The organism is Streptomyces racemochromogenes (assembly GCF_044129415.1).
In the GTDB taxonomy this organism is placed as follows: Bacteria; Actinomycetota; Actinomycetes; order Streptomycetales; family Streptomycetaceae; genus Streptomyces; species Streptomyces racemochromogenes_A.
On the sequence record NZ_JBBDHD010000048.1, the window covers coordinates 14361 to 40361 of the forward strand.

The 26001-nt window shown below is 73.7% G+C and carries 16 protein-coding genes; 9 read left to right on the forward strand and 7 right to left on the reverse strand.

Going from position 1 to position 26001, the window contains the following annotated elements:
- Window positions 1-200: 200 nt before the first annotated feature.
- The 5 genes from pepN to WDV06_RS19360 all read left to right on the forward strand — a co-directional run bounded on the left by pepN (window position 201) and on the right by WDV06_RS19360 (window position 9504).
- Window positions 201-2804, forward strand: coding sequence for an aminopeptidase N (pepN, locus tag WDV06_RS19340; RefSeq protein ID WP_395511016.1), 2604 nt, complete (start codon window positions 201-203; stop codon window positions 2802-2804).
- Window positions 2801-2956 carry an Rv3235 family protein gene (locus WDV06_RS19345; protein ID WP_395511017.1) on the forward strand — a complete coding sequence of 52 codons (156 nt, stop codon included), beginning with the start codon at window positions 2801-2803 and terminating at the stop codon, window positions 2954-2956. Before pepN ends, WDV06_RS19345 begins: the two co-directional genes overlap by 4 nt.
- A 32-nt stretch (window positions 2957-2988) precedes the next feature.
- Window positions 2989-3489: a DUF6912 family protein gene (locus WDV06_RS19350; RefSeq protein ID WP_395511018.1), complete on the forward strand. Its 501-nt coding sequence runs from the start codon at window positions 2989-2991 to the stop codon at window positions 3487-3489.
- A complete protein-coding gene (locus tag WDV06_RS19355) occupies window positions 3486-4172 on the forward strand; it encodes an HAD family hydrolase (RefSeq protein WP_395511019.1) in 687 nt (228 codons plus the stop codon). The genes WDV06_RS19350 and WDV06_RS19355 overlap by 4 nt, the downstream gene beginning before the upstream one ends.
- A gap of 364 nt (window positions 4173-4536) precedes the next feature.
- Window positions 4537-9504: an NAD-glutamate dehydrogenase gene (locus WDV06_RS19360; protein WP_395511020.1), complete on the forward strand. Its 4968-nt coding sequence runs from the start codon at window positions 4537-4539 to the stop codon at window positions 9502-9504.
- A 108-nt stretch (window positions 9505-9612) separates the two neighbouring features.
- On the opposite strand, the gene WDV06_RS19365 is transcribed toward WDV06_RS19360, so the two are convergent.
- Complete coding sequence (locus tag WDV06_RS19365; RefSeq protein ID WP_395511021.1) at window positions 9613-10419, reverse strand: ABC transporter ATP-binding protein; 807 nt, start codon at window positions 10417-10419, stop codon at window positions 9613-9615.
- Window positions 10412-11320 carry an ABC transporter permease gene (locus WDV06_RS19370; RefSeq protein WP_395511022.1) on the reverse strand — a complete coding sequence of 303 codons (909 nt, stop codon included), beginning with the start codon at window positions 11318-11320 and terminating at the stop codon, window positions 10412-10414. Before WDV06_RS19370 ends, WDV06_RS19365 begins: the two co-directional genes overlap by 8 nt.
- Before the next feature lie 192 nt (window positions 11321-11512).
- Here WDV06_RS19370 and WDV06_RS19375 point away from each other — a divergent pair, with 192 nt between their 5' ends.
- The 3 genes from WDV06_RS19375 to WDV06_RS19385 all read left to right on the forward strand — a co-directional run bounded on the left by WDV06_RS19375 (window position 11513) and on the right by WDV06_RS19385 (window position 14477).
- Window positions 11513-12151, forward strand: coding sequence for a TetR/AcrR family transcriptional regulator (locus tag WDV06_RS19375; RefSeq protein ID WP_395511023.1), 639 nt, complete (start codon window positions 11513-11515; stop codon window positions 12149-12151).
- Window positions 12152-12243: 92 nt separating this feature from the next.
- Complete coding sequence (locus WDV06_RS19380) at window positions 12244-13449, forward strand: NAD(P)/FAD-dependent oxidoreductase (RefSeq protein ID WP_395511024.1); 1206 nt, start codon at window positions 12244-12246, stop codon at window positions 13447-13449.
- A gap of 131 nt (window positions 13450-13580) precedes the next feature.
- Window positions 13581-14477 (forward strand): RNA polymerase sigma-70 factor, encoded by an 897-nt coding sequence (locus WDV06_RS19385; protein ID WP_395511025.1) that lies wholly within the window; start codon window positions 13581-13583, stop codon window positions 14475-14477.
- A 13-nt stretch (window positions 14478-14490) separates the two neighbouring features.
- Here WDV06_RS19385 and WDV06_RS19390 read toward each other — a convergent pair whose 3' ends face one another.
- The 5 genes from WDV06_RS19390 to WDV06_RS19410 form a co-directional block, all read right to left on the reverse strand.
- Window positions 14491-16764, reverse strand: coding sequence for a bifunctional glycosyltransferase/CDP-glycerol:glycerophosphate glycerophosphotransferase (locus WDV06_RS19390; protein WP_395511026.1), 2274 nt, complete (start codon window positions 16762-16764; stop codon window positions 14491-14493).
- Window positions 16765-16898: 134 nt separating this feature from the next.
- Window positions 16899-17738 (reverse strand): carbohydrate ABC transporter permease, encoded by an 840-nt coding sequence (locus tag WDV06_RS19395; RefSeq protein WP_395511027.1) that lies wholly within the window; start codon window positions 17736-17738, stop codon window positions 16899-16901.
- Window positions 17735-19063, reverse strand: a complete 1329-nt coding sequence (locus WDV06_RS19400; RefSeq protein ID WP_395511028.1) for a carbohydrate ABC transporter permease — start codon at window positions 19061-19063, stop codon at window positions 17735-17737. Before WDV06_RS19400 ends, WDV06_RS19395 begins: the two co-directional genes overlap by 4 nt.
- On the reverse strand, window positions 19060-20475 hold the full coding sequence (locus WDV06_RS19405) for an ABC transporter substrate-binding protein (RefSeq protein ID WP_395511029.1): 1416 nt from the start codon (window positions 20473-20475) through the stop codon (window positions 19060-19062). The genes WDV06_RS19400 and WDV06_RS19405 overlap by 4 nt, the downstream gene beginning before the upstream one ends.
- Before the next feature lie 104 nt (window positions 20476-20579).
- Entirely contained in the window at window positions 20580-23621 is a 3042-nt protein-coding gene (locus WDV06_RS19410) for an FHA domain-containing protein (protein ID WP_395511030.1), read from the reverse strand.
- Between the two features lie 477 nt (window positions 23622-24098).
- Between WDV06_RS19410 and WDV06_RS19415 the strand changes: the two genes are divergently transcribed.
- On the forward strand, window positions 24099-25865 hold the full coding sequence (locus WDV06_RS19415) for a serine/threonine-protein kinase (protein ID WP_395511031.1): 1767 nt from the start codon (window positions 24099-24101) through the stop codon (window positions 25863-25865).
- Window positions 25866-26001 lie beyond the last annotated feature (136 nt).

A 26001-nucleotide genomic window follows, 5' to 3' on the forward strand; every position in this document is an offset into this window, starting at 1 on the left:
CCCGGAACGCGGGGGGGGGGGGGGGGGGGGGGGGGGCCGCGCCGGGGGGGGGGGGGGGGGGGGGGGGGGGGGGGGGCCCCCCCCCCCCCCTCCTCTCTTCGGGGCGGATGCCCGTGTTCGCCTCTGGATTACTCCTGCCCGGTGACGGGCCCTGCATGGAAGGATGGCGGGGCAACGTCACCATCAAAGGAGATGAACGCGTGCCTGGCACGAATCTCACCCGTGAAGAGGCTCAGCAGCGGGCGAAGCTGCTCACCGTCGACTCGTACGAGATCGAGCTCGATCTCAGCGGCGCGCAGGAGGGCGGCACCTTCCGGTCCGCGACCACCGTGCGCTTCCAGTCGGCCGAGGCAGGGGCCGGCACCTTCATCGACCTGGTCGCGCCGGCCGTGCACGAGGTCGTACTGAACGGCGAGGCCCTGGACGTGGCCGCCGTCTTCCACGACTCGCGGATCGCCCTGGACGGCCTCGCCGCCGGCGCCAACGAGCTCCGCGTCGTCGCGGACTGCGCCTACACCAACACCGGCGAGGGCCTGCACCGCTTCGTCGACCCGGTCGACCAGCAGGCCTACCTGTACACCCAGTTCGAGGTGCCGGACGCGCGGCGGGTCTTCGCCAGCTTCGAGCAGCCCGACCTGAAGGCGACGTTCCAGTTCACCGTGACGGCCCCCGAGGGCTGGACGGTCATCTCGAACTCCCCGACGCCCGAGCCCAAGGACCGGGTGTGGTCCTTCGAGCCGACCCCGCGGATCTCCTCGTACATCACCGCGCTGATCGTGGGCCCGTACCACGCGGTGCACAGCACGTACGAGGGCAAGGACGGGCAGGTCGTCCCGCTCGGCATCTACTGCCGTCCCTCGCTCGCCGAGTTCCTCGACGCGGACGCGATCTTCGACGTGACCCGGCAGGGCTTCGACTGGTTCCAGGAGAAGTTCGCCTACGACTACCCGTTCGCGAAGTACGACCAGCTCTTCGTGCCCGAGTTCAACGCGGGCGCGATGGAGAACGCGGGCGCGGTCACCATCCGCGACCAGTACGTCTTCCGGTCGAAGGTGACGGACGCGTCGTACGAGGTGCGCGCCGAGACCATCCTGCACGAGCTCGCCCACATGTGGTTCGGCGACCTCGTCACCATGGAGTGGTGGAACGACCTGTGGCTGAACGAGTCGTTCGCCACCTACACCTCGATCGCCTGCCAGGCCTACGCCGAGGGCTCGAAGTGGCCGCACGCCTGGACCACGTTCGCGAACTCCATGAAGACCTGGGCCTACCGGCAGGACCAGCTGCCGTCCACCCACCCGATCATGGCCGACATCCGCGACCTGGACGACGTCCTGGTCAACTTCGACGGCATCACGTACGCCAAGGGCGCCTCGGTGCTCAAGCAGCTCGTCGCGTACGTCGGCATGGACGCCTTCTTCAAGGGCGTGCAGGCGTACTTCAAGGCGCACGCGTTCGGCAACACGCGCCTGTCCGACCTGCTGGGCGCCCTGGAGGAGACCTCGGGCCGCGATCTGGCCGCCTGGTCGAAGGCGTGGCTGGAGACGGCCGGCATCAACGTGCTGCGCCCGCAGATCGAGACGGACGCCGACGGGGTCGTCACCTCCTTCGCGGTCCGCCAGGAGGCCCCGGCCCTGCCGGCGGGCGCCAAGGGCGAGCCGGTGCTCCGCCCGCACCGCATCGCGGTGGGCCTGTACGACCTGGACGGCGGCAGGCTGGTCCGTACGGACCGGATCGAGCTGGACATCGACGGCGAACTGACGGCCGTGCCGGAGCTGGTCGGGCGTGCGCGTCCGGCGGTGGTCCTGCTCAACGACGACGACCTGTCGTACGCCAAGGTCCGTCTGGACGAGGTCTCGCTGGCCAACGTCACCGCGCACCTGGGCGACTTCACCGAGTCGCTGCCGCGGGCGCTGTGCTGGGCGTCGGCGTGGGACATGACCCGTGACGGCGAGCTGGCGACGCGCGACTACCTGGCGCTGGTGCTGTCGGGCATCGCCAAGGAGTCGGACATCGGCGTCGTGCAGTCGCTGCACCGCCAGGTGAAGCTGGCCATCGACGTGTACGCCGACCCGGCGTGGCGGGAGCAGGGCCTGGCGGTCTGGACGGAGGCCGCGCTGGAGCACCTGCGCGCGGCCGAGCCGGGCAGCGACCACCAGCTGGCGTGGGCGCGCGCGTTCGCGGCGACGGCGCGTACGGACGCGCAGCTGGACCTGCTGGCCGGGCTGCTGGCCGGTACGGAGACCGTCGAGGGCCTGGTCGTGGACACCGAGCTGCGCTGGGCGTTCCTGGAGCGCCTGGCCGCCACGGGCCGCGCCGACGAGGCGGAGATCGCGGCGGAGCTGGAGCGGGACGCGACGGCCGCCGGTGAGCGCCACGCCGAGACGGCGCGGGCCGCGCGTCCGACGGCGGAGGCCAAGGCCGCGGCCTGGGCCGCGGTGGTGGAGTCCGGCGACCTGCCCAACGCGGTGCAGGAGGCCGTGATCGTCGGTTTCGTCCAGAGCGACCAGCGCGAGCTGCTCGCTCCGTACGCCGAGAAGTACTTCGCGGTGGTCAAGGACGTCTGGGACGGCCGCAGCCACGAGATCGCCCAGCAGATCGCGGTGGGCCTCTACCCCTCGCTCCAGGTCTCGCAGGCGACCCTGGACGCGACGGACGCGTGGCTGGCGACGGCCGAGCCGAACGCGGCCCTGCGCCGCCTGGTGTCGGAGTCCCGGTCGAGCTCGCGCCCACCGGGCCGCTGCGGGAGTGGCTGCGGCCCGTGCTGCGGCGCTGCGGGCGGTTCCACCCCGGGCCGGGGGTGATCGAGGCGTTCGCGCGGATCGCGACCGGGGAGCGGGTCTCCGCGATGGCCTTCCGGCTCGAACAGGGGGCTGATCTGCGCTGGCGGTGTGCCGCCGTGGAGATCCGGGGCCCCCGCCCCTGGGGGAGTTCGCGGGTCGCGGTCGTATCCTGAGGGGGTTTTCCGACTACCGAAAGCAGCCGGCCATGCGCGTGTACGTCCCCCTGACACTCCCCGGGCTCGCCGAGGCGCACAAGGCCGGCGAACTGGGGCCCGCCCCGCTCCGCGCCTACGCCGTGACGCCCGGGCTGCGGGAGTGGTACGTCTCCGACGACATCGAGGAGCTGGAGTACGCGGCCCTCGGCCGCGCCGCCGCCGCCTCGCTGCGGATGCTGGCCGAGGACGCCGCGGCCCCCCGCAAGCGGGTCGTCGTCGCCGTCGACGTGGACGACAGGGCCGCCGTCGCGTCCCCCGGCGTGGACGAGGCCACCCTCGGGCAGGTGACGCTCGCCGCCCCCGTGCGGCTCGCCGTCGCCGCCGCCGTCCACGTGGACGCCGAGGACGCCGAGCGGGACGTCACCGTCGCCGCCGGGGCCCTCGCGGCCGCCGACGCCGGTGACGACGACGCGCAGTTCCTCGTCGACGGGGCCGAGGACCACGAGCTGCTGTGGTTCGGCGTGCAGGAGATCCCGGGGCTGCTGGGATGAGTGTGGAGATCCGGGTGAGCACGGCCGGGGCCCACATCGTGTGGGACTGGAACGGGACCCTGCTGCACGACATCGACGCGGTCATGGTCGCCACCAACGCCTCCTTCGCCGAGCTCGGATTCCCGCCGATCACCCTGGAGAGGTACCGCGAGCTGTACGTGGTGCCCGTGCCGCGGTTCTACGAGCGGCTGATGGGGCGGCTGCCCACCGACGCCGAGTGGGCCGTCATGGACGAGGCCTTCCACCGCCACTACTGGGCGGCCGCAGCGGACTCCGGGCTCGCCGAAGGGGCGCGGGAGCTGCTGCGGGGCTGGCAGGAGGACGGGTTCACCCAGTCCCTGCTGTCGCTGGCGCCCCATGAGAAGCTCGTTCCCCTGGTCCGCGAGCACGGCATCGACGTGCACTTCCTGCGCGTCGACGGCCGCACCGGGCCGTCGCACACCTCCAAGGCGGGGCACCTCGTACGCCATATGGCGGCCATGGAGGCGGCCGGGGTGACGGCTTCCCGTACGGTCCTCGTCGGCGACGCCGTGGACGACGCGCTCGCCGCCGCCCACGTGGGCGCCCGCGCGGTCCTGTACACCGGCGGGTCGCACAGCCGGGCCAGCCTGGAGTCGGCGGGCGTGCCCGTGGTCGACAGCCTCGCCGAGGCCGTCGCCACCGCCCGTGAGCTGGCCGGATAGGCACCCCCGCACGCCACGGCGGCCACGTCGCTGGCCAGAGTGTCCAGGTTTTCCCCCGGGATTTGTACAGATGCAGTGAATGACGACCTGGGGGTGGGGCGAGATAGCCTTGTACCCGTGATCAGCGCGATAGTCATCGGGGGCCCTGACGCCCCCGGCCCGCGCCCGGCGCACGTCCGTGCCCGGGCCTTCGCTGATCCCCGCCGCCGGGACCTGTCGATCAAGGTCGAAGTCCTCCCGGGCGGCTCTCCCGACGACATGGCGTCGAAACCGAATCCGGACGGACGTTCCGCCTCATCGCGGCGCCTTGTCATTCCTTCCTTCACCTACGTCACGCAATGGCGCGCGACAGGAGCCAGAGGACATGCAGACCAAGCTGGACGAAGCAAAGGCCGAGCTGCTCGCGCGGGCGGCACGGGTAGCTGAGAACAGCCCGGCCGGGGGGCTACTTCCGACTGGGTCCGAGCAGGGGGAGCACCCCGGACAGGGCGCGACGCTCGCCTACCTCCAGCGCTACTACCTGCACACGGCCCCCGAGGACCTCGCCGACCGCGACCCGGTCGACGTGTTCGGGGCGGCGCTCTCCCACTACCGGCTGGCCGAGAACCGCCCGCAGGGCACGGCGAACGTGCGCGTGCACACCCCCACGGTCGAGGAGAACGGCTGGACCTCCAGCCACTCGGTCGTCGAGGTCGTCACCGACGACATGCCCTTCCTCGTCGACTCGGTCACCAACGAGCTGTCCCGCCAGGGCCGCGGCATCCACGTCGTGATCCACCCGCAGGTCGTCGTGCGCCGTGACCTCACCGGCAAGCTGATCGAGATCCTCGGCCCCGACTGCGACGCCCACGGCCCCAGGACCGCGCGCCCCCACGACTCCCTCGTCGAGTCCTGGATCCACGTCGAGATCGACCGCGAGACCGACAAGGCCGACCTCAAGCAGATCACCGGCGACCTGCTGCGCGTCCTGTCCGACGTCCGCGAGTCCGTCGAGGACTGGGAGAAGATGCGCGACGCCGCGCTGCGCATCGCCGACGAGCTGCCGAACGAGCCGACCGCGCCGGACCTGCGCGAGTACGAGCTGGAGGAGGCCCGCGAGCTGCTGCGCTGGCTGGCCGACGACCACTTCACCTTCATCGGCTTCCGCGAGTACAACCTGGTCGACGGCGACGCCCTCGCGGCCGTCCCCGGCACGGGCCTGGGCATCCTGCGCTCCGACCCGGTCCACCACGGCCAGGAGGACGCGCACCCCGTCTCGCCGTCCTTCAACCGGCTGCCGGCCGACGCCCGCGCCAAGGCGCGCGAGCACGAGCTGCTGGTGCTGACGAAGGCCAACAGCCGCGCGACCGTGCACCGCCCGTCCTACCTCGACTACGTCGGCGTCAAGAAGTTCGACGCCGAGGGCAACGTCGTCGGCGAGCGCCGCTTCCTCGGCCTGTTCTCCTCCGCCGCGTACACCGAGTCCGTGCGCCGCGTCCCGGTGATCCGCCGCAAGGTCGCCGAGGTGCTGGAGGGCGCCGGTTTCTCGCCGTCCAGCCACGACGGCCGCGACCTGCTCCAGATCCTGGAGACCTACCCGCGCGACGAGCTGTTCCAGACCCCGGTCGACAAGCTCCGCGAGATCGCCACCTCCGTGCTGTACCTGCAGGAGCGCCGCCGGCTGCGGCTGTACCTGCGCCAGGACGAGTACGGCCGCTACTACTCGGCGCTCGTCTACCTCCCGCGCGACCGCTTCACCACCGGTGTCCGGCTGCGCCTGATGGACATCCTGAAGGAGGAGCTCGGCGGCACCAGCGTCGACTTCACGGCCTGGAACACCGAGTCGATCCTCTCCCGCATCCACTTCGTCGTGCGCGTCCCGCAGGGCACCCGGCTGCCCGCGCTGACCGACGCCGACGTCGAGCGCGTCGAGACCCGCCTGGTCGAGGCCGCCCGATCCTGGGCCGACGGCTTCGGCGAGGCCCTGACGGCCGAGCTGGGCGAGGAGCGCGCCGCCGAACTGCTGCGCAAGTACAGCGGCTCCTTCCCCGAGGGCTACAAGGCCGACCACACGCCGCGCATGGCCGTGTCCGACCTGTGCCACCTGGAGCGGCTGTCGGCGAGCGACCGCGAGTTCGCACTCTCGCTGTACGAGCCCGTCGGCGCGGGCCCGGGCGAGCGCCGCTTCAAGATCTACCGCGAGGGCGAGCAGGTCTCCCTGTCCGCCGTCCTGCCGGTCCTCCAGCGCCTGGGCGTCGAGGTCACCGACGAGCGCCCGTACGAGCTGCGCCGCAGCGACCGGGTGAGCGCCTGGATCTACGACTTCGGCCTGCGGATGCCGCTGTCCACCGGCAACGGCGACTCCTACCTCGGCGACGACGCGCGCGAGCGGTTCCAGGAGGCCTTCGCGGCCGTGTGGACCGGCGAGGCGGAGAACGACAACTTCAACACCCTCGTCCTGGGCGCCGGGCTCACCTGGCGGCAGGCCGTGGTCCTGCGCGCGTACGCCAAGTACATGCGCCAGGCCGGCTCCACCTTCAGCCAGGACTACATGGAGGACACCCTCCGCAACAACGTCCACACCACCCGGCTGCTGGTCTCCCTCTTCGAGGCGCGGATGTCGCCGGGCCGCCAGTCCGCCGGCACCGAGCTCGTCGACGCCATGCTGGAGGAGCTGGACGGGGCCCTGGACCAGGTCGCCTCGCTCGACGAGGACCGCATCCTGCGGGCGTTCCTGACGCTGATCAAGGCCACGCTGCGGACGAACTTCTTCCAGCTGAACGACGCGGGCGAGCAGCACTCCTACGTGTCGATGAAGTTCGACCCGCAGGCCATCCCGGACCTGCCGGCGCCGCGCCCGGCGTTCGAGATCTGGGTGTACTCCCCGCGCGTCGAGGGCGTCCACCTGCGCTTCGGCAAGGTCGCCCGAGGCGGCCTGCGCTGGTCCGACCGGCGTGAGGACTTCCGTACGGAGATCCTCGGCCTGGTCAAGGCGCAGATGGTCAAGAACACCGTCATCGTGCCGGTCGGCGCCAAGGGCGGCTTCGTCGCCAAGAACCTGCCGGACCCGTCGGTGGACCGCGACGCGTGGCTCGCCGAGGGCATCGCCTCGTACAAGATCTTCATCTCGGCGCTGCTGGACATCACCGACAACATGGTCGCGGGCGAGGTCGTCCCGCCCAAGGGCGTGGTCCGTCACGACGGGGACGACACCTACCTCGTCGTCGCCGCCGACAAGGGCACCGCGACGTTCTCCGACATCGCCAACGGTGTCGCCGAGTCGTACGGGTTCTGGCTGGGCGACGCGTTCGCTTCGGGCGGTTCGGCCGGCTACGACCACAAGGGCATGGGCATCACGGCCCGCGGCGCGTGGGAGTCGGTCAAGCGCCACTTCCGCGAGCTGGGCCACGACACCCAGAGCGAGGACTTCACGGTCGTCGGCGTCGGCGACATGTCCGGCGACGTCTTCGGCAACGGCATGCTGCTGTCCGAGCACATCCGCCTGGTCGCCGCCTTCGACCACCGGCACATCTTCATCGACCCGACCCCGGACGCGGCGACCTCCTACGCCGAGCGCCGGCGCCTGTTCGAGCTGCCGCGTTCCTCGTGGGCGGACTACGACACCGCGCTGCTGTCGGCGGGCGGCGGCATCCACCCGCGCAGCGCGAAGGCCATCCCGGTCAACGCGCAGATGCGGGCGGCCCTCGGCATCGAGGCGGGCGTCACCAAGATGACCCCGGCCGACCTGATGCAGGCGATCCTGAAGGCCCCCGTGGACCTGCTGTGGAACGGCGGCATCGGCACGTACGTCAAGGCGACGGCCGAGACGCACGCCGACGTCGGCGACAAGGCCAACGACGCCATCCGCGTCAACGGCTCCGACGTCCGCGCCAAGGTCATCGGCGAGGGCGGCAACCTGGGTCTGACCCAGCTGGGCCGGATCGAGTTCGCCCGCAGCGGCGCCGGCGGCGAGGGCGGCAAGGTCAACACCGACGCCATCGACAACAGCGCGGGCGTGGACACCTCCGACCACGAGGTGAACATCAAGATCCTGCTCAACGCGCTGGTCACCGAGGGCGACATGACGGTCAAGCAGCGCAACAAGCTGCTGGCCGAGATGACGGACGAGGTCGGCCGCCTGGTCCTGCGCAACAACTACGCGCAGAACGTGGCCCTCGCCAACGCCTCCGCCCAGGCGCCGAGCCTGCTGCACGCGCAGCAGCGTTTCATGCGCCGCCTGGGCCGGGACGGCCTGCTGGACCGCCAGCTGGAGTTCCTGCCCAACGACCGGCAGATCCGCGAGCTGCTGAACACCGGCCGCGGCCTCACCCAGCCGGAGCTGGCCGTCCTGTTCGCCTACACCAAGATCACGGTGGCGGACGAGCTCATCCACACCGAGCTGCCGGACGACCCGTACCTGCGCCGTCTGCTGCACGCCTACTTCCCGGGCGCGCTGGTGGAGAAGTTCCAGGAGCAGGTCGACGCGCACGCGCTGCGCCGGGAGATCATCACGACGCTCCTGGTCAACGACACCGTCAACACCGGTGGTTCGACCTTCCTGCACCGTCTGCGGGAGGAGACCGGCGCTTCGCTGGAGGAGATCGTCCGGGCGCAGCTGTCGGCCCGTGAGATCTTCGGCCTGGCGCAGGTGTGGGACGAGGTCGAGGCCCTGGACAACAAGGTCTCGGCCGACGTCCAGACCCGGGTGCGGCTGCACTCGCGGCGCCTGGTGGAGCGCGGTACGCGCTGGCTGCTGAACAACCGGCCGCAGCCGCTGCAGATCACCGAGACGGTCGAGCTGTTCGGCGCGCGGGTGGCGCAGGTCTGGGCCCAGCTGCCGAAGCTGGTGCGCGGCGCGGACCTGGAGTGGTACCAGTCGGTGATGGACGAGCTGACCGGCGAGGGCGTGCCCTCGGAGCTCGCGGCGAAGGTGGCCGGGTTCTCGTCGGCCTTCCCGACGCTGGACATCGTCGCGACCGCCGACCGGACGGGCGTGGACCCGCTGGCCGTCGCCGAGGTGTACTACGACCTCGCCGACCGGCTGGAGATCACGCAGCTGATGGACCGGATCATCGAGCTGCCGCGGTCGGACCGGTGGCAGTCCATGGCCCGTGCGTCGATCCGCGAGGACCTGTTCGCGGCGCACGCGGCGCTGACCGCGGACGTGCTGTCGGTGGGCGACGCGGACGCGACTCCCGAGGAGCGCTTCAAGGCGTGGGAGGAGAAGAACGCGGCGCTGATCGGCCGGGCGCGCACGACCCTGGACGAGATCCGGGGCTCGGACGACTTCGACCTGGCGAACCTGTCGGTGGCGATGCGCACGATGCGTTCGCTGCTGCGGGCGCACGGCTAGCCGGCCGGCGGCCGACGGACACGGGCCGGGCCCGGAACCCCTCAGGAGGGTTCCGGGCCCGGCCCGTTCGGCGTTGCCGGAAGAGACGGTCCGGTGCGGGTCACCGCACTAGCCGCGGGTGAACGCCTCGTAGGCGTCGCAGACCTCCTTGGAGGGGCCGTCCATGCGGACGACGCCCGACTCCAGCCAGATCGCCCGGTCACAGGTCTCGCGGACGGTGCCGATGGAGTGGCTGACGAGGAAGACGGTGCCGGCCCGGGCGCGGAGCTCCTCGATGCGGGCCTGGCTGCGGCGCTGGAAGGCGGCGTCGCCGGTGGCGAGGGCCTCGTCGATCATCAGGACGTCGTGGTCCTTGGCGGCGGCGATGGAGAACCGCAGGCGGGCGCCCATGCCGGAGGAGTAGGTGCGCATGGGCAGGGAGATGAAGTCGCCCTTCTCGTTGATGCCGGAGAAGTCGACGATGTCCTGGTAGCGCTCGCGGATCTGCTGTTTGGTCATGCCCATCGCCAGTCCGCCGAGGACCACGTTGCGTTCGCCGGTGAGGTCGTTCATCAGGGCGGCGTTGACTCCCAGGAGGGAGGGCTGGCCGTGCGAGTAGACGGCGCCGCGGGCCACGGGCTGGAGGCCGGCGATGGCCTTGAGGAGGGTGGACTTGCCGGAGCCGTTGGTGCCGATGAGGCCGATGGCCTCGCCCTTGTAGGCGGTGAAGCTGACGCCCCTGACGGCGTGCACCTCGCGCACCCCGGGGGCGGGCTTGCGGGAGAAGATGCGGCTGAGCGCGGCGGTGGCGCCGCCCTTGCGGCCACCGGCGTGCACCTTGTAGACGACGTGGACCTCGTCGGCGATGACGGTCGGGATCCGGGTGTCGGCGGCGGTGCCGCCGGCGGTGCCGGTGCGGGTGAGGGTGTCAGCCACGGCCGTACTCCTCCTCTGCCTTCCAGAAGTAGACGAAGCCGCCGATGCCGGCGAGCAGGGCCCAGCCGACGGCGATCGGCCAGACGTGATGGGGCAGCTGTGAGGCCTTGAAGCTGTCGATCAGCGCGAAGCGCATCAGGTCGATGTAGACGGCCGCCGGGTTGAGCTTGAGCAGGAGCGTGACCCAGTGCGGCAGGTGGTCCGACCGCAGCATGGTGTCGATGGACCACATCACGCCCGAGGAGTACATCCAGGTGCGGAGCACGAACGGCATCAGCTGGCTGACGTCCGGGTTCTTGCTGCCGATGCGGGCCATGACCATCGCGCAGCCCGCGCAGAAGACGGCCATCAGGAACAGGGCCGGGACGGCGAGCAGCCAGGCCGGGGAGGGCACCTGCCCGAAGGCCAGCAGCAGGATGACCAGGGCGCCCATGGTGACCAGCAGCTGCTGGAAGAGCTGGACGACCGAGGACAGGGGCAGGCTGGCGCGGGGGAAGTGCAGGGCCCGGACCAGGCCGAGGTTGCTGTGGACGGCGCGGGTGCCGGTGTTGATCGAGCTGCCGATGAAGTCCCAGACGAAGACGCCGGTGATCAGGAACGGCACGTAGTCGGGCACGCCGTGGGAGGCGCGCATCACCATGCCGAAGATGAAGTAGTAGACGGCCGCGTTGAGCAGCGGGGTCATCAGGTGCCAGACCTGGCCGAGCTTGGCCGTGCTGTACGTGGCGTGCATCCGGGCGGTGGCGTACGCGAGCACGAAGTGGCGCCGGTCCCAGAGCTGCGCGACGTAGCGGGGCAGGGAGGGGCGGGCGCCGCTGAGGGTCAGGCCGTGGGCCGCCGCCAGTTCCGCGGCGGTGGGGGTGGGGGCCGCGACGGGGGGCGCGGTGGTCGCTCGGGTCACGGGCTTCGCTTTCGACGGGGTCGGGGCGTCGCCGGGGGCGCCTGTGGGGGTCCCCGGAGGGGTCCGAAGGAGGGGGCCTGGCGACGGGACGGGTCCGTATCGTCGCTACGCCGAGGTTAGGGCGCCCAAGGTCGGAACGCAACCGTATCGTCGTGACGGGTCTGTGGCGTCGTGCGCGGCTATGCTCTGTGCATGACCAACCAGCCTGCCGCCGCCCCGACCGCCGCCCCCGCCCCCGCCCCGGCCCGCCGCGCCCCCGCCGGCGCGGCCGTCCTGCGCGAGGACGTGACGGAGGCGATCCGCGCCGCCGTGCTCGCGGAGCTGGCGGAGGCGGGCTTCGCCCGGATGTCCATCGAGGGCATCGCCCGGCGGGCCGGTGTCGGCAAGACGGCCGTGTACCGGCGCTGGAAGTCCAAGCTCCACCTGGTCCTCGACCTGATCGGCGCCTTCGCCGCCGACGGCCTGCCCGTTCCCGCCACCGGCTCCCTCTACGGCGACGTACGAGCCCTCCTGGAGGTCATGACGCACGTCCTGCGGCACCCGGTGGCCTCGGCGGTGATCCCCGACCTGCTCGTGGAGGCCGCCCGCAACCCGGAGATCGCGGACGCGGTGCGCGGGGCCCTGCTCGACGGCCAGCGCCGCCTCGCCGAGGGCATCGTCGCCGAGGCCGTCGCACGCGGCGAGCTGGCGGACTCCGCCTCCCCCGAGCGGGCCCTGGACCTGGCGATCGGCCCCCTGTACTGGCGGCAGGTCGTGGTGGGGGACGCCGTACCGGCCGGCTACCTGGACGGGCTCGCCCGCTCGGTCGTCGCCGGACTGAAGACCGGCTGACCCTCCCCGGGTGTGATCCGGGCCACACGCTGTCACAGCGGGCGGGCCCCCGGTGTCCTGTGGTCGAACCCCCTGGAACCGGAGGAGACACCATGAGCGGCAAGCACACCGAAGTCCTCGTCATCGGCGGCGGATACGCGGGCGTCATGGCGGCCAACCGCCTCACGCAGCGCGCCGACGTGGACGTCACCCTCGTCAACCCCCGCCCGGACTTCGTCCACCGCGTCCGCCTGCACCAGCTGGCGGGAGGGACCGACCCGGCGGTGGTGGCCTACCGCGAGGTGCTGGCCGAGGGCGTACGGCTGGTGGTCGACAGCGCGATCCGCATCGACGCGGCCGGGCGGGCCGTGGAGCTGGCGTCGGGCACCACGGCCGGCTACGACCACCTGATCTACGCCGTGGGCAGCGGCAGCGCCGACCCCGGCGTGCCGGGCGCCGCGGAGTTCGCCCACCCGCTGGCCACCTTCGAGGAGGCGGCCCGGCTGCGCCCGGTCCTGGAGGCCGCGTCACCGCAGGCCCCGGTGGTCGTGGTCGGCGGCGGCCCGACCGGGATCGAGACGGCCGCCGAGCTGGCCGGGGAAGGCCGGGCCGTGACCCTGGTGTGCGGCGGGGTCCTCGGCCCCTACCTCCACGCCCGTGGCCGGCGTGCGGTGGCCCGGCGGCTGGCGGCGCTCGGGGTGAGCGTCGTGGACGGCCCCGGCAGCAGGGTGACGGAGGTGACCGCCGGCGCGGTACGCCTGGCCGACGGCCGCGAGCTGCCCAGCGAGGTCACCGTATGGAGCGTGGGCTTCGGCGTGCCGGACCTGGCCGCCCGCAGCGGGCTGCGTACCGACGCCCTGGGCCGGCTGCTGACGGACGAGACCCTGACGAGCCTGGACGACGAACGCATCGTGGCGGCGGGGGACTCGGCGGCTCCCTCCAACCTGCCGCCCCGGATGAGCTGCCAGGCCGCCATCCCCCTGGGCGCGCGGGCGGCGGACACCGTCCTCAGCCGGATCGCGGGGGAACGGCCCGGGAACCTCAGCCAGGGCTTCGCGGGGCAGTGCATCAGCCTGGGCCGCCACGACGGCATCTTCCAGTTCGCCAGCAAGGCCGACGAGGCCGTGTGGTTCCACATCGACGGCCGCCTCGGCGCGAAGCTGAAGGAGCTCGTCTGCAAGGGCATCCTCAAGCACCTGGCGGGCGAGGCGCGCAAGCCCGGCGGGTACACGATGCACCAGTCCTCGGTAGCCGCCCGGCACGAGCTCCTGGCGGCCGCCCGGCCCGAGGCGCCGGCGACCGTCGAACAGGCAGCCTGAACCCGGCGATCCACGACCGAACCGGCCGGACGCGGCCCTGGTGGCACGCGCCCCCCGTACCGGATGATCTTCCGGTGGGCGTGCGAGCGAGGACACCGCGGGCGCCGGCCGTGAAGGAGAGGCACCGAGACATGAGCACCGAGACCACCGATCCCGCGACCGAGGCCTTCGTCGCCCACCGCAACCTGCTCTTCACCGTCGCCTACGAGATGCTCGGCTCGGCCGCCGACGCCGAGGACGTCCTCCAGGAGACCTGGCTGCGCTGGGTCGCCGTCGACCTCGACCAGGTCCGCGAACAGCGCGCCTACCTGGTCCGGATCACCACCCGCCAGGCCCTCAACCGGCTGCGCGCCCTCCAGCGCCGCAAGGAGGCCTACGTCGGCCAGTGGCTGCCCGAGCCCCTGCTCACCACCCCGGACGTCGCCGAGGACGCCGAGCTCGCCGAAAGCGTGTCGATGGCGATGATGCTCGTCCTCGAAACCCTCTCGCCCACCGAGCGGGCCGTCTTCGTCCTGCGCGAGGCCTTCGACTTCGGCTACGAGGAGATCGCCGCGGCCGTCGACAAGACCCCCGCCGCCGTCCGCCAGATCGCCCACCGCGCCCGCAAGCACGTGGACGCCCGCCGCCCGCGCCAGGCCGTCCCCCGCAGCGCGGCCTCCGCCGCGGTGGAGTCCTTCCTGCGCGCCGTGGAGACCGGCGACCCCCAGGCCCTCCTCGACGTACTCGCCCCCGACGTGGTCCTGATCGGCGACGGCGGCGGCCTCAAGCAGGCCGCGCTGCGCCCGATCGGCGGCGCCGAGAAGGTCGCCCGCTTCCTGTTCGGCGGGATCGGCAAGAACAAGCTGCCGCTCTCCCTCGCCCCCACCGTGGTCAACGGCAGCCCGGCACTCGTCGCGTACCTGGACGGCGAGCTCGACGGGATCATGGCGATGCGGATCGAGGACGGCCTCGTCACCGGCCTCTACTACGTCCGCAACCCCGAGAAGCTCACCCACGTCCTGTCCGAGACCCCCCTCACCCTGCGCTGAGCCCCCGGGGCCCCTACGGCCACAGGCCCGCCGTCAGCGGCGTGCGGGCCGCGGCAGCGGACGCGGCCACGGACGGCGCCGGGGGCGCGGGCCGGCGGTCCTCCAGCGGGATGACGGCCGGCAGCGGCGCCTGCTGCCCCAGGAACACCCGGCGCACCACGCGTTCGGCGGCGTACCCGTCGTCGTACGAGCAGAAGCGCGCGCGGAACGCGGCCCGCAGCTGCGCCGAGCGGGAGCCCTGCCAGTGCCCGGTGGCGAAGATGTCCACCAGCTCGTCCTCGGTGCGGGCGATGGCGCCGGGCGGGCAGGTCCGCAGGTCGAAGTAGGTGCCGCGGGCGGCCTCGTACGCCTCCCAGTCGTCCGCGTGGATCACGATCGGCCGGTCCAGGGACGCGTAGTCGAACATCAGGGAGGAGTAGTCGGTGACCAGCGCGTCCGAGGCCAGGCACAGCTCCTCCACCGACGGGTGGCCGGAGACGTCCAGCAGCCTCGGGTGCGGGTCCCGGGCTGGCTCGGTGCCCGCGTACGTGAGGTGGGTGCGGGCCAGGATCGTGAAGCGCGGGCCCAGGTCGCGCAGGACCCGCTCGAAGTCCAGGTGCTCGGGCCGGCTGCGGCGGTAGTCGCGGTGGGTCGGGGCGTACAGGATCGCGGTCGTGCCCGGGGCGATGCCGAGGCGTTCGCGCAGGGCCACGACCTCGGCCTGGGCGGCCCGGTGGAAGGGGTCGTTGCGTGGGTAGCCGTATTCGAGGGTGGTGTAGGAGGCGGGGACGGCCCGCTCCCAGACCAGGGTGGAGTGCCGGTTCGCGGAGAGCAGGAAGTCCCACTGGTCGGCGCCGCGCAGCAGGCCCTCGAAGTCCGCGGTGGGGGCGGCGGCCGGGCGGTCCTGGAGGTCGAGGCCGACCCGCTTGAGGGGGGTGCCGTGCTGGGTCTGGAGCAGGACCTGGCCGGGCCGCTTGACCAGGGCCCGGTCGAAGTTGACGTTCGTCGTCAGGTACGTCGCCCGGGCCAGGGCCGTCCAGTACGCGGCCGAGCCGGGTGTCAGCGGGGTCGTCTCGGGCGGCAGGGTCGCGGCGTGCCGGGGGTCGCAGATCCACGCCGTGCGCATGCGCGGGGCCAGCTCGCGCAGCGTGGCCTCGATGGCGGCCGGGTTGCAGGCGTAGCCGCCGTGCCAGTACGCGGAGAACACCGCGAGCTCGGGCCGCAGCGGCAGCAGCCGCTGGACCCGGTAGTGCAGGCGCAGCGCGCTCTCGCGCAGCCCCCGCCCCAGGGCCGAGCCCGCCCGGGCCGAGGCCAGCGCGGCCGCGCGGGCGGCCGACGCCAGCCGGTAGGTGCGCCGCAGGCCCAGCCGCATGAGGGCGTGCCGCAGCCGGTCAGTGCGGCTCGGGGACGGCGGAAGGGCGCCCCCGCCGCCCGGGGGGCGGTAGCGGCGCAGCAGGGCCGAGGCACGGGCGAAGAACTCGGCCCGGCCGGCGCGCGGCAGGCGCCGCGGGTCGGCGTACAGGGCGCAGAAGTGCTCGGCCATCCGCCGGTGCACCGCCGGGCGCCAGCGCTCCAGTTCGGGGCGGGCCGCGAGGTAGCCGAAGACCCGGTCGTACTGGTCGAAGACGTCGAGGTGGCGGCGGCTGGTGGTGGTCAGGATCGAACCGGTGCGCCGCTGCCGGTAGTGCACGCAGACCCGGTCGAGGACGGCGACGGACTCGGCGGCCAGCAGCGCCGGATAGGTCCAGGGGGTGTCCTCGTAGAAGCCGGGCGGGAATTCCAGGCCCTCGCGCTCCACGTACTCGCGGCGGTACGCCTTGTTCCACACCACCATCAGCATGCTCAGCAGCGCCGGGCGGTCGGTGAGCCGGAAGCTGGCCGGGCCGTCCTCGCGCAGGCGGTGCGCGAGGCGGTTGCGGACCAGTTCGCCCGTCCAGAAGGAGCGGGCGTAGTCGTAGACGAGGACGTCGGGCGAGCCGGTGGCCTTGAGCCGGTCGGTGATGGCCTGGAGGGCACCGGGAGCGAGGGTGTCGTCCCCGTCCAGGAAGAGCAGGTAGTCGCCGGTGGCCCGGGCCAGACCCGCGTTGCGGGCCGGGCCCAGGCCGAGGTTGTGCGCCAGGTGCACGGCCGTGACCCGGGGGTCGCGGGCCGCGCACTCGTCGATGATCGCACCGCAGGCGTCCGGTGAGGCGTCGTCGACCGCGATCAGCTCCAGATCCGGGTACGACTGCGACAGGACCGAGTCCAGACTCTCCTGGAGGTACGCCTGAACCTTGTACGCGGGCACGATGACGCTGAACCGGGGCACGGGACATCCAGGGGTCGGCGCGGGCATATTGCTCGGCAACGCCGGCGCGGCGATCGGGTTACGCCCCCTGCGGCATTCGGGTTACTCAGCGTCAACACGCCACGTCAATGACATGATCACCATGGCTTTTCGGGCTATTTGACCGCTCCGGCCATCACCCCCGTCGCGAACTGCCGCTGGAAGGCGAAGAAGACGGCGAGCGGCACGACCATCGACAGGAACGCCCCGGGCGCCAGCACGTCGATGTTGTTCCCGAACTGCCGCACCTGCTGCTGGAGCGCCACCGTCACCGGCGGGTGCGCCGAGTCGGCGAAGACCAGCGCCACCAGCATGTCGTTCCACACCCACAGGAACTGGAAGATGCCGAGCGAGGCGATCGCCGGGCCGCCCAGCGGCAGCACCACCCGGGCGAACATCCGCAGTTCGCCCGCCCCGTCCAGCCGCGCGGCCTCCAGCAGCTCGCGCGGGATCTGCGCGAAGAAGTTCCGCAGCAGGAACACCGCGAAGGGCAGCCCGAACGCGGTGTGGAACAGCACCACCCCGGCCGTCGTCCCGAACAGCCCGATCGCGCCGAAGAGTTCGGAGACAGGGATCAGCGCCACCTGAACGGGCACCACCAGCAGCCCCACCACGACCAGGAACAGCCAGTCCCGGCCCGGGAACTCCAGCCAGGCGAAGGCGTATCCGGCCAGCGCCCCCAGCGCGAGGACCAGCACGGTCGCCGGAACGGCGATCGCGACCGTGCTCAGGAGGGAGCCGGTGATCGTGTCGTCGGCCAGCAGGTGCGCGTAGTTGGACGCCGTCAGCCGCGAGGGCGCCGTCAGCGCCCGCCACCAGCCGCCCCGGTTCAGATCCTCCGGGGACAGGAAGGAGGAGACCAGCAGGCCCAGGGTGGGCACCAGCCAGAACAGGGCGGCCAGGACCAGCAGGACGCGCACCGCCGCGCCGCCCGCCACGCGCCGTACGGCGTTCACCGCGAGCCCTCCCTGCGCATACGGCGGATATTCAGCAGCATCACCGGCACCACCAGCACCAGCAGCAGGACCGCGATGGCGCTGCCCAGCCCCTGGTCGGCGTCCGTGCCGAAGGAGCTGCGGTACAGCTGGAGCGCGAGCACGTTGGCATCGTCCTGCACCGCCCCCGGCGCGATCACGAAGACCAGGTCGAAGACCTTCATGACGTTGATGACCAGGGTCACCAGGACCACCACCAGCACCGGCGCCAGCAGCGGCACGGTGATCCGCCGGAACACCTGCCACTCGCCCGCCCCGTCCACCCGCGCCGCCTCCAGCAGCTCCCGCGGCACCGCCGCCAGCCCGGCCCCGATCAGCACCATCGCGAACCCGGCCCACATCCACACGTACGCGCCGATCACCGCGGGCGTCACCAGTACCGGCCCCAGCCACTCCACCCCCGCGTACGGCTCCCGGAAGTTCGACGCCGGCAGCCGCAGCCGGGCCCCGTCCGCGGCGGACGGCAGGCTGAACGTGCCGTCCGCCCGGGCCGTCGCCGCCGCCACCACCCGGCCGTCCTTCACCGCCTCGATCCGCATCCCCGACAGGCCCGTCTCCGTCGGGTCGACCACGTTCACCGCGCCACCCCCGCCCCGGGTGAAGTCCTGCCAGACCGTGCCCGTGACCTCACCCGGCACCGGCCGCGCCCCCACCGCCGTACGGGCCCCCTCCGGCAGGGCCTCCGGCGCCACCCCCACCAGCGGCAGCAGCGCCGGCACCCCCGCCCGTACCGGGCCGCGCGTCACGAAGGCCCCGTCCCCGGCGGGCTCCAGCGGCGAGTCCCGGCCCGGGCGGGCCTTCGGGAACGCCGAGGACGCGGCGAACGTGTCGTGCACCCCGACCACCACCGCGTTGGCGACACCCCGGTGCGGGTCGTGGTCGTACACCAGCCGGAAGATGATCCCCGCCGCCAGCATCGAGATGGCCATCGGCATGAAGACCAGCAGCTTGAACGCCGTCCCCCAGCGCACCCGTTCCGTCAGCACCGCGAAGACCAGGCCGAGGACCGTGGCCACGGCCGGGGCCACCACGACCCACACCGCCGTGTTGCGCAGGGCGGTGCGGATCGCCGGATCACGCACGATCGCCGCGTAGTTCCCGGCGCCGACGAAGGAGTCCCCGGAACGGTCGAAGAGGCTGCGGTAGAGCGAGAAACCGATGGGCTGCACGACCAGCGCCCCCAGCAGCACCAGCGCCGGCAGCAGGAACGCCGCCGCCACCAGCCGCCGGCGCGCGGCGGCCCGGCGGCCCGGGGTGCCCCGGGCCGCCCGCGTCGAGGCCGTCACGACCCCTGGTTCCCGTTCCCGTAGGCCTTGGCCGCGTCCGCCTCCAGCCGTGCCTGGGTGCCCGCCACGTCCGACGGGTTCGCCAGGAAGTCCTGGAGCGCCTTCCACTCACCCGTCCCCGGCGTCGCGCCGAACGCCGCCGGAGCCTGGTCCGACATGTCGAAGCGGAAGTCGTCGCCGGCCGCGATCAGCGCCTTCGCGATGCCCCGCTGGATGTCGTTCGGATACGCCGAGAAGTCCACCGCCTTGTTCGGGGAGACGAAACCGCCCTCCCCGGCCTGGATCCGCGCCGCGTCCGCCGACGCCAGGAACGTCAGCAGGGCCTGCGCGCCCTTCGACGGCTTCAGCGCCACCGCCACGTCACCGCCCGACACCACCGGAGCCTTCCCGCCGACCGCCGGGAACGGGAAGACCAGGGCGTCCTCCCCGACCTTCGCCGACGTCTGCGCGATGTTCACCCCGACGAAGTCGCCCTCGAAGACCATCGCCGCCGCCGGCCGGTCGCCCCCGGTGAACGTCTGCGTCACCGACTTCGGGAACTCCGTCGCCAGGGCCCCGCTGGTACCGCCCGCCAGGAAGTCCTTGCGGCCGAACAGCTGGCCGAGGGTGGTCAGCGCCTGCTTGACGCTGTCGTCCGTCCACTTGATCTCGTGCTTGGCCAGCCGGTCGTAGTTCACCGGACCCGCCTGCGAGAGGTAGACGTTCTCGAACCAGTCCGTCAGCGTCCAGCCGTCCGCACCCGCCACCGACACCGCCGGGGTACCGGAGGCCGAGAGGGTGTCCGCCGCGGCCAGCAGCTCCTTCCACGTCTTCGGCGGCTTCACGCCCGCCGCCTCGAAGGCCTTGGCGTTGTACCAGACCAGCGACTTGTTCGCCGCCTTGTAGTAGACCCCGTACTGGGTCCCGTCGACCGCGCCCAGCTGCCGCCAGCCCGGCGAGTAGTTCGCCTCCAGCTGCGCCCGGGCCTCCGGGCCCGCCGGCTGCACCCACTTGTTGCGCACCGCCGCGACCAGCGCACCGACCTGCGGCAGCAGCGCCACGTCCGGGGGCTGACCGCCGGCGATCTTCGTGCCGAGGAAGGTGACGATGGGGTCCTGCGCCGGGACGAAGGCGACGCTCGCGCCCGTCCGCTTCTCGAACTCCTTCAGCACCTTGGTGAAGTTGGCCTGCTCGGGACCCGTCCAGACCGCCGAGACCTCCAGCTTCTCGCCGGGCAGTTTCGGTAACTCGACGGTGGGGGGCCGCTCCTGGCCGGTGGACGGGGTGCTCCCGGCGGCGCCGCCGCCACCGCCCCCGCCGCAGGCGGTGAGCGCCAGCGCGCCGGCGGCGGCCAGGGCCGCCCAGGCGCGCGTCCGCGCTCTCGCTCTCGCTCTCGTCTGGCTCGATCCGTGCTGCCCGTGCTGTCCGCGCATGGTGCCGCCCCCGATGCCGAGTGACCGTGGTGTGCTCCGTGCCACCAGGTCTACGCCGCGCCGGGCACCCCCGCAATACCGCGTCGCGGGGGAGCGGCACGCGGTCAGGGGGCCGCCGGGAACAGCACCGGTATGGCCGAGACCAGGTGCGAGGCCCGGTCGAGGGCGCTGGCCAGGAGGGCGAGGTCGGTCGGCCCGTTGCCGAGCTCCCGCACCGGACGGCGGGCCGGCGGGTCGCCCATCCGCTCCCACTCCACCGGGACCACGGTCGGCCTCAGGGTCGCCGTCCGCGGGATCCGCCCGGTGACCCGGCCCGCCTGGAACGGGACCGCCCGCCCGTCGGCGTACAGCAGCCGGCCGCGCCCCGGGCCCGGCCGGTCCGGGGCGTCCAGCTCCACCCGCAGCGCCGCCTGCCGGGCCGGCTCGGTGTCCTCGGTGCGGTCCGGGCGGGCGGTGGCGGTGATCAGGTGCACCCCGAGGCGGGCGCCCTCACGGGCGACCCCCTCCAGGATCCGTACGAGTGAACCCGCCGCGGGCCGCCCCGGGCTGCCCAGGGCCGGGGCGACCAGCGCGTCGAAGTCGTCCACCAGCAGCACCAGCCGGGGCAGCGGGCTCGGCCCGGCGGCCGGCTCTGAGCGGGGCGCGGAGGCGCGCAGCCGGAGCGTGCCGGTGCGCTGGGGGTCGAGGTCGCCGCGCTGCTCGCCCGGCCCGGGGTCACGGGGCGAGACCATTCGGTCGGACAGGGCGTGCCGGCCGTGCCACTCCGTGAACGGCACCCCGTCCAGCAGCTCGTGGCGGCGCCCCAGCTCGGTGGCGAGGGCCTGCGCGAACTCCCGCATCCGCAGCGGGTCCGAGGCCACGAGGTGGGCCGACACGTGCGGCAGCTCCGTGCACGGCAGCAGGCCCTCGCCGCGGTCGCCGCCCGCGCCGTCGAGGAGGAGCAGACCGAGGTGGTCCGGGCGGGACCCGGCCGCCAGGGAGGCCGCCAGGGAGCGCAGGAGCTCGGTGCGGCCGCTGCCGGCGGGCCCCTCGATCAGCAGGTGCGGGCCTTCGTGGACCAGCTCGGCGCCGACCGGCCCGCGCCGGCCCGCCCCGAGGACCACGTCGGCCAGACCGCCGACGGCCCGGCCCTGGTCGGTGGCGGCGGCCCAGCGGGCCATGAGGGAGGCCGGGGTGGCGCGGGCCAGCCCGAGCTCGTCGAGGAGCCGGGCGGCCGCGGGGAGGCTGGCGGCCGGGCGGTGGCCGCCCTGCTGGTCCGCCGGGGTGACGTCCGTGCGCAGCGGGGCCAGGGCGCGGGCGAACCGCTCCGCCCAGGCGGCGGAGACCCCGTCGGCCACGGCGGTTCCGCCGGGCGGTACGGGCCTGCCGCCGCTGACCGCGAAGGTCCGTACGGCGGTGGCGACGTCCCCGCTGAGCAGGGCGGCGACGGCGCAGTCCCGGAAGGCGGGGGTGGCCGCGCAGGCCGTCTCGTACGTCTGCGCCACCGGCGAGGCGGGGGTGGCGGCGGGGGCCTCGGCGAGCGCGAGGACGTGGATGCCGGCGGCGGGGCCGTGCGAGGCCAGCCGGCCGGTGAGGTCGCGCAGGGCGCCGGTGCCGGGGTCGCCGTCCACGACGACGAGGGTGCGGGGACCCTCGTAGGCGTCGGCGGTCCGGCGCACGGCCGACGGCTCGGCGGACGCCCAGCCGCTGCCGAGCGGGCCGTCGTCCAGCCGGCGGGCCAGCTCGGCTCCACGGGCGGCCGCCTGGTCGCGGTCGTACGCCAGGAGCAGCCGGCAGTCCTGGCCGTGCCCGGGGCGTACGTGGGGCAGCCAGCCGAGCCAGGCCCAGTCGCGGCGGCGTTCCTGGAGCGGGCGGACGCGGTCGGCGGCCAGCAGCACGATCTCCAGCTGTGCGGGCGCGTGCAGGGCCGCGAGCTGGGCGACGACGGACCGCGCGACCCCCATCAGCCGCCCCCGCGGGCCCGCGACGCCGAGCGACCCGCTCTCCCGCAGCGCGACCCGGCTCCCCGCCCCGAGCCCCACCTCCAGGAACCCGGGGTGGCCGGGCCCGCGCGACCACAGCCGCCCGGTGGGGCCGAGCGCGGCGAGCAGCAGCGCGGCGGGGTCGTCCACGTCGGGCGCAGCCGCTGCGGGCTCCGCCGCCCCGACGGCCTCGGCGGCCGCCTCCTCGTCCTCCTCCCCCCGCACCCATTTCCGCGCCCAGGCCCCGATCCCGCCGCGCCGCCGCCGGGGGGCCTCGTCGGGCGCTCCGGCGTCGGGGGTCCCGGGACGGGAGGGTGCGGGGGCCGCGGGTGCGGGGTGGGTCGCCGTGCCGTGCGGGGGCGTGGCCCCGGATCCGGGGTGGGCGGCGCCGGCCGGGGGCCACCCGGGGGCGGCGGGAGCGGCGTGGGGGAGGGCTTCCCGGGTACCGGGGCCCCCGGCCGGGCGGTCCCCGGCTCCGGCGGAGGCCCGCGCGGCGCCGTCGGAGCGGTCCGGGAGCGCGAGGTGGCCCTCCAGGTCCGGGGCGACGGGGAGGCGGTCGCCGCCGCCGGGGGCCAGGCGCAGGGTCGACTCGCCGATCCGCAGCAGCGCCCCGGGTGCCAGGGGGACGGCCCGGACCCCGACCGGCGCGCCGTCCAGCGTCGTGCCGTTCGTCGAGCCGAGGTCGGCCACCGCCACCCGGCCGTCCGGCATCACCGTCACCGTGCAGTGCAGCCGCGACACGTCCGGGTCGTCCAGCGGGACGTCGGCGTCCGCCGAGCGCCCGATCCGCACCGACCCGGGGTGCAGCAGGTGCACGCCTCCCGCGTCGGGGCCGGCCACCACGTGCAGCTGCGGGGCGCCGAGCCCGTCGTCCCCGAGGGCGTCCGCGTCCGGCGCCGGGACGTGCAGGGTCAGCACCGCCCCGTCCACGAGCGGGGGCTCGCCCAGCACCGCCCGGTGGGGGTCGAGCCGCCGCGACCCGGCGTAGAGCACCACGGTGCCGCGGGGGGTGCCCCCGGCGGTGGACGCGGGAGTGTCGGGCCCGCCGACGGTCGCCGCGAGCCCGGAGGCCACCGCGGCCAGCGCGGTCCCGGCGGGGGCGGTGACGAGCACGTCACAGCCGGCGGGCGCGGAGGCGGCCGGGTGGCCGCCGCGCGACCCGAGGACGGTCAGCCGGATCTGCATCGCCGTCAGCGTTCCCTTCTGCGCGGAGCGCAGTGCACGGTGCGGGGCGCCCGGCGGAGGAGCGGCGGGACATGTCAGCCCGGTCAACCCCCCGCCCGGCACGGACGCTTCGTCCGTTCAGGTCAGCCGGAAGGCAGGGCTCCCGTCCCGGCCGTTCCGTACGGGTGCATCCTCGCACCTGTCGCCCGCAACACGCCCGGCACCCGGCAACAAATGATCTTGATTGGCGGTGGCGGGCTCGCTCCGGCGCAAGGATCCGGCCACCCGATCGGGCGAACCGCTGGGCAATTCCGGGGAAAAGCGCCTCCGGCATACGCCGTAAAACTCACCCTTCGTACAAATGTGCGGCAACCAACCTTCGCCGACCCGCGTCCTCCACGGAGACACCCCCTAGAGTTGGGCCGGAAACCATCCGGAGACCCCCTCGGCGGAATCAGCCGGAAAACGACGCAGGACGACAGCAGGGGAGCGCGAGACGTGCGGCCAGTCGGCAGCAAGTACTTGCTTGAGGAGCCGCTCGGACGCGGCGCCACGGGCACCGTCTGGCGTGCCCGCCAGAGGGAGACCGCCGGCGCGGAGGCCGCGGTCGCCGGCCAGCCGGGCGAGACCGTGGCCATCAAGGTCCTCAAGGAGGAGCTGGCCCAGGACGCGGACATCGTCATGCGCTTCCTGCGCGAACGCTCCGTCCTGCTGCGCCTGACGCACCCCAACATCGTCCGCACGCGCGACCTCGTGGTCGAGGGCGACCTCCTCGCCCTCGTCATGGACCTGATCGACGGCCCCGACCTGCACAAGTACATCCGGCAGAACGGCCCCTTCAGCCCCGTCGCCGCCGCCCTGCTGACCGCCCAGATCGCGGACGCCCTCGCCGCCAGCCACGCCGACGGCGTCGTCCACCGGGACCTGAAGCCGGCCAACGTCCTGCTCGACGAGAGCCACGGGCAGATGAAGCCGATGCTCACCGACTTCGGCATCGCCCGTCTCGCCGACTCCCCGGGCCTGACCCGCACCCACGAGTTCGTCGGCACCCCCGCCTACGTCGCCCCCGAGTCCGCCGAGGGCCGCCCGCAGACCTCCGCCGTCGACATCTACGGCGCCGGCATCCTGCTCTACGAGCTCCTCACCGGCCGTCCGCCCTTCGCCGGCGGCACCGCCCTCGAAGTGCTCCACCGCCACCTCAGCGAGGACCCGCAGCGGCCCCCGTCCGTGCCCGAGGCGCTGTGGATCGTCATCGAGCGCTGCCTGCGCAAGGAGCCCGACGAGCGCCCGAGCGCCGAGAGCCTGGCCCGCGGCCTGCGCGTGGTCGCCGCCGGCATCCGCGTGCACTCCTCGCCCGACGAGGTCGAGGCCGCGCTCGGGGTCGGCGCGCTCCTCGCCCCCGACCCCTCGCCGGCGCCGGTCCCGGCCGCCGCGCCGCAGTTCCCCGGGAGCGGCGCGCCCACCCAGGCGACCCCCGTGGGGGACGCGGGCGAGTACGACCCGAACGCCATGACCAGCGTCCTGCCGCCGGTCGACGGGGCGGATGCCACCACCGTGCTGCCGCCCGTCGCCGGCGGGCAGGGCCAGGCGGGCGGCCCGGGCGCCCCCGACCCGACCTCCGTCATGCCCCCCGTGCAGCGGCCCGACGCCCCGCACCCCTGGCAGTCGCAGATGCGGGCCGCCCGGGACCGCAACGAGCAGACGCAGATGCACTACCTCGACCCGAGCGAGGACCCCCTGCGCCGCCGCCCGCAGCGCCAGGCCCCGCCGCCCCCGCAGCACCAGCCGCAGCAGCCGCAGTACCGTCCGGCCCCGCCGCCGCAGCAGTACCGGCAGCCGCAGTACGCACCGCCGCCGCAGCCCCAGCCGTACCAGCAGCCGCAGGCCTACCAGCCCCCGCAGCCTCCGCCGCAGCAGCAGGCGCCGTACCGGCAGCCGCAGCCGCAGCCGCCGGTGCAGCAGCCCCAGCCGCAGCGCCCGCCCCGCCAGCAGCCCCCGCGCGAGCCCCGTCCGCCGCGCGAGCCGCGCCGGCGCAGCGCCAACCCGATCCGCATCCCGGGCCTGGGCTGCCTCAAGGGCTGCCTCGTCCTGATCCTGCTGCTCTTCGTGGGCGGCTGGCTGGTCTGGGAGCTGACCCCGCTCCAGGAGTGGGTCGGCACCGGCAAGGGCTGGTGGGACCAGATCTGGAGCTGGGGCACCGACGTCGTCGACTTCGTCGGCTCGATCGGCGACAAGGCCAACGGCGGCGGCGCCACCGGTTCCTGACGCCCCGGCAGCCCCGGTGGCGGGCCAAGACGGCGTCGCGGGGGGCCTTTTCGGCCCTCCGTAGCGCCGACCTTGTTGATTTGTCGACATCCAGGGCGTGATTTCGCCCGCAGAAGTGAAGGTCACCCCGATCCGG

Excerpts from the sequence above, each read along its gene's own strand:
- WDV06_RS19375 (WP_395511023.1), top strand. The coding sequence starts at position 11,513 with ATGACCAACCAGCCTGCCGCCGCCCCGACCGCCGCCCCCGCCCCCGCC.
- WDV06_RS19410 (WP_395511030.1), bottom strand. The coding sequence starts at position 23,621 with ATGCAGATCCGGCTGACCGTCCTCGGGTCGCGCGGCGGCCACCCGGCC.
- WDV06_RS19385 (WP_395511025.1), top strand. The coding sequence starts at position 13,581 with ATGAGCACCGAGACCACCGATCCCGCGACCGAGGCCTTCGTCGCCCAC.
- WDV06_RS19380 (WP_395511024.1), top strand. The coding sequence starts at position 12,244 with ATGAGCGGCAAGCACACCGAAGTCCTCGTCATCGGCGGCGGATACGCG.
- WDV06_RS19355 (WP_395511019.1), top strand. The coding sequence starts at position 3,486 with ATGAGTGTGGAGATCCGGGTGAGCACGGCCGGGGCCCACATCGTGTGG.
- WDV06_RS19350 (WP_395511018.1), top strand. The coding sequence starts at position 2,989 with ATGCGCGTGTACGTCCCCCTGACACTCCCCGGGCTCGCCGAGGCGCAC.
- WDV06_RS19360 (WP_395511020.1), top strand. The coding sequence starts at position 4,537 with ATGCAGACCAAGCTGGACGAAGCAAAGGCCGAGCTGCTCGCGCGGGCG.
- WDV06_RS19405 (WP_395511029.1), bottom strand. The coding sequence starts at position 20,475 with ATGCGCGGACAGCACGGGCAGCACGGATCGAGCCAGACGAGAGCGAGA.